2 protein-coding genes are annotated in these 4236 nt (G+C 68.3%); both read left to right on the forward strand.

The window, feature by feature from the left end:
- The first annotated feature begins 130 nt into the window (after positions 1-130).
- Positions 131-3289, forward strand: coding sequence for an efflux RND transporter permease subunit (locus tag AC27IQ_RS19585; protein ID WP_284430988.1), 3159 nt, complete (start codon positions 131-133; stop codon positions 3287-3289).
- A gap of 23 nt (positions 3290-3312) precedes the next feature.
- Positions 3313-4236: efflux transporter outer membrane subunit (locus AC27IQ_RS19590; RefSeq protein ID WP_487090479.1), on the forward strand; the 924-nt coding region annotated here is incomplete at its 3' end.

Consider the following 4236-nt stretch of genomic DNA (forward strand, 5'->3'; position numbering starts at 1 on the left):
TGCAGCCGTGGCCTGGCAGGCCGGCGGCGCTGGCGCCGCGGCGCCCGGTGCGCCCGCCTCTGCGGCGGCTCCCGCTGCGTCCGCCGCTTCCGCTGCCGCCCCGGCCAAGCCATAAGAAGGAGCGCGGCACATGGCCAAGTTCTTCATCGAGCGCCCCATCTTCGCGTGGGTGATCACCATTTTCATCATCGTGATGGGGGCCATCTCCATCACGCGGCTGCCGATCGCGCAGTACCCCGCCGTCGCGCCGCCGACCATCCAGGTGTCGGTGGCCTACCCTGGCGCCAACGCCCAGACGCTGGAGGACAGCGTGCTGGCCGTCATCGAGCGCGAGATGAACGGTGCGAGCGGCCTGGCCTACGTCGAGACGACCAGCCAGGCCAACGGCACCGGCAGCATCGTGCTGAGCTTCGAGCCCGGCACCAATGCCGACCTCGCGCAGGTGGACGTGCAGAACCGGCTCTCTCGCGCCACGCCGCGGCTGCCGAGCGCCGTGACCCAGCAGGGCGTGCGCGTGGAGCAGTCGCGCTCCAACTTCCTGATGTTCGCCATGCTCACGACGGAAAGCCCCGACGTGAGCATCGAGGCGCTGAACGACTATGCGGCGCGCAACGTGGTTCCCGAACTGCAGCGCGTGGCTGGCGTGGGCACGCTCACGCAGTTCGGCTCGGAACGTGCCATGCGGATCTGGGTGGACCCGGCCAAGCTCAAGGGCTTCAACCTGTCGCTCGACCAGGTCAACGCCGCCATCCGCGCGCAGAACGCACAGGTGTCCGCCGGTAACCTGGGCGATCTGCCGGCCGAGACGGGCCAGCCCGTGGCGGCCACCATCGTGGTGCAGGGCCAGTTGTCGTCGGCCGAAGAGTTCGGCCGCATCGTGCTGCGCGCCAACACGGACGGCTCGGCCGTCCGCCTCAGGGACGTGGCCCGCATCGAGCTGGGCTCGCAGAGCTACAACACCAGCGCGCGCCTGAACGGCAAGGACGCCGTGGGCCTGGGCGTGCAGCCCACGCCGTCTGCGAATGCCCTGGCCACGGCCAAGGCGGTGAAGGCCAAGCTGGAAGAGCTCAAGAAGTTCTTCCCGCAGGGCGTGAACTACGTGGTGCCGTACGACACCTCCAAGTTCGTGTCCGTCTCGATCGAGAAGGTGGTGCACACGCTGATCGAAGCCGTGGTGCTGGTGTTCATCGTGATGTTCCTGTTCCTGCAGAACTTCCGCTACACCATCATCCCGACCATCGTGGTGCCGGTGGCGCTGCTGGGCACCTTCGGCGTGCTGATGGCCATGGGCTTTTCGATCAACGTGCTGACCATGTTCGGCATGGTGCTGGTGATCGGGATCGTGGTGGACGATGCCATCGTGGTGGTGGAGAACGTCGAACGGATCATGGCCGAGGAAGGCCTGCCGCCGCTGCAGGCCACCCGCAAGGCCATGGGTCAGATCTCGGGCGCCGTGATCGGCGTGACCGTGGTGCTGATCTCGGTGTTCGTGCCGCTGGCGTTCTTCGCCGGCTCCACCGGCAACATCTACCGCCAGTTCGCGGCCACGATGGCCACGTCGATCGCCTTCTCGGCGTTCCTCGCTCTGTCGCTCACGCCGGCCCTGTGCGCCACGCTGCTCAAGCCGATCGATCCCGAGCACCATGCCGAGAAGAAAGGCTTCTTCGGCTGGTTCAACCGTTCGTTCAAGAACGCCACGCACGGCTATGAAAGCGGCCTGAGCAAGATGCTGCGCCGCGGCGGCCGCATGATGATCGTGTACCTCGCGCTGATCGGCGCGGTGGCGGTGGTGTTCATGCGCCTGCCGACCTCGTTCCTGCCCAACGAAGACCAGGGCTACATCATCACCAACGTGCAGCTGCCGCCCGGCGCCGCGCAGTCGCGGACCAGCGAGGTGCTCAAGCAGGTCGAGGGCTACATGCTCAAGCAACCCGAGGTCGAGAACATCGTGACCGTGGCGGGCTTCTCGTTCTCCGGCCAGGGCCAGAACGCGGGCCTGGCCTTCGTGATCCTGAAGGACTGGAGCGAGCGCTCTGGCGCCGAACACGCGGCCTCGGCCGTGGCCGGCCGCGCCTTCGGCGCCCTCTCCAGCATCCGCGATGCCTTCATCTTCGCGCTGAGCCCGCCGCCCATTCCCGAATTGGGAACGGGCACCGGCTTCAACTTCCGGCTGCAGGACCGCGCGGGCCAGGGGCACGAAGCGCTGCTGGGGGCACGCAACCAGCTGCTCGGCATGGCCGGGCAGAGCAAAGTCCTCGCGGGCGTGCGCCCCGACGGCATGGAAGATGCGCCGCAGATGCAGATCGACATCGACCGCGACAAGGCCAACGCCCTGGGCATCGGCTTCGACAGCATCAGCGCGGCGCTCTCGACCGCGCTGGGTTCGAGCTACATCAACGACTTCCCGAACAAGGGCCGCCTGCAGCGCGTGGTGGTGCAAGCCGACGCCGCCGCGCGGATGCGCCCGGAATCGGTGCTGGACCTGCCGGTCGTGAACAGCCAGGGCCAGACGGTGCCGCTGTCGACCTTCGCCACCACGCGCTGGATCACGGGCGCGATGCAGACGGTGCGTTACAACGGCTACCCGTCCATCAAGATCGCGGGCGATGCCGGCCCCGGCTTCACCACCGGCGATGCGATGAACGAGATGGAGCGCCTGGCCGGCCAGCTGCCGCCCGGCTTCGGCTTCGAGTGGACGGGCCAGTCCCGCGAGGAAAAGCTCGCCGGCTCCCAGGCCATGATCCTCTACGCCTTCTCGCTGCTGGCGGTGTTCCTGTGCCTGGCCGCGCTGTATGAAAGCTGGACGATTCCCGTGTCGGTGCTGCTGGTGGTGCCGCTGGGCGTGCTCGGCGTGCTGCTGGCCACGCTGATGCGCGGGCTGTCGAACGACGTGTACTTCCAGATCGGCCTGGTGACCATCATCGGCCTGTCGGCGAAGAACGCGATCCTGATCGTGGAGTTCGCCAAGGACCTGCAGGCAGAGGGCAAGAGCGCACTGGAGGCCGCCCTCGAAGCCGCCCACCTGCGTTTCCGGCCGATCATCATGACCTCGCTGGCATTCACGCTGGGCGTGGTGCCGCTGTTCATCGCCTCGGGCGCCAGCTCGGCCAGCCAGCGTGCCATCGGTACCGGCGTGATCGGCGGGATGATCACCGGCACCGTGCTGGCCGTGGTCTTCGTGCCCGTGTTCTTCGTGCTGGTGCGCACCTTCTTCAAGGGCAGCAAGCGCCAGCAGGAGCACGACGCCAAGCAGGTCCAGCACCGCCATGCCACGGAAAACCTTGAATGACGACCGATCCGCTGGAGACCCCCATGCCCCATCCATCGTCCCTGCGCGCTAGTGCGCGCATCGCACGCCCCCTGCTGAGCGTGGTGGCTGCCGCTGCCGTGCTGGCAGGCTGCAGCTTCATACCGACCTACGAGCGGCCCGCCGCTCCGGTGCCGCAGGCGTTCCCCAACGCCGCGGCCGCCGGCGGCGCCGAAACGGCCAAGGCCGCCGCGGACATCGACTGGAAGGAATACTTCGCCGATGCACGCCTGCAGACGCTGATCGCCATCGCGCTGGAAAACAACCGCGACCTGCGCGTGGCCGCGCTCAACATCGAGCAGGCCCGCGCGCAGTTCCAGATCCAGCGCGCCGGCCAGTTCCCCACGGTGAACGCCGCCGTCAACGCGACGCGCCAGCCCGACACGACCACGCGTTCGTATGCCAACAGCTACCAGGTCGGCCTGGCGGTTTCGGCCTGGGAAATCGACTTCTTCGGGCGCATCGCCGCCTTGAAGGAGCAGGCCCTGGCGCAGTATTTCGCCACCGAGGAGGCCCGCCGGTCCACCCAGCTGAGCCTGGTGTCGTCCGTCGCCACCGCCTGGTTCAACCTGCTGGCCGACGAGGAACTGCTCGACATTTCGCGCCGCACGCTGGGCACGCGCGAAGAGTCGGTCAAGCTGACGCGCCTGCGCCTGGAAAACGGCGTGAGTTCCGAGCTGGACAACAGCCAGGCGGAAGGCCTGGCGCAGGCCGCCCGCGCCACCTATGCGCAGCAGCGGCGCCAGCGCATGCAGGACGAGAACGCCCTGGCCCTGCTGCTGGGCCAGCCCCTGCCGCAGGACATCCGCGACAGCCTGGGCACCACGGTGTCGCGCCTGGCCGACGCCCCCGCCATGCCGGCGCTGCCGGCGGGCCTGCCGTCCGACCTGCTCACGCGGCGCCCCGACATCCGCCAGGCCGAGCAGCAG

The organism is Acidovorax sp. KPB24-07, assembly GCF_057543315.1.

Coding starts and splice junctions, on each gene's coding strand:
- AC27IQ_RS19585 (WP_284430988.1), top strand. CDS start 131: ATGGCCAAGTTCTTCATCGAGCGCCCCATCTTCGCGTGGGTGATCACC.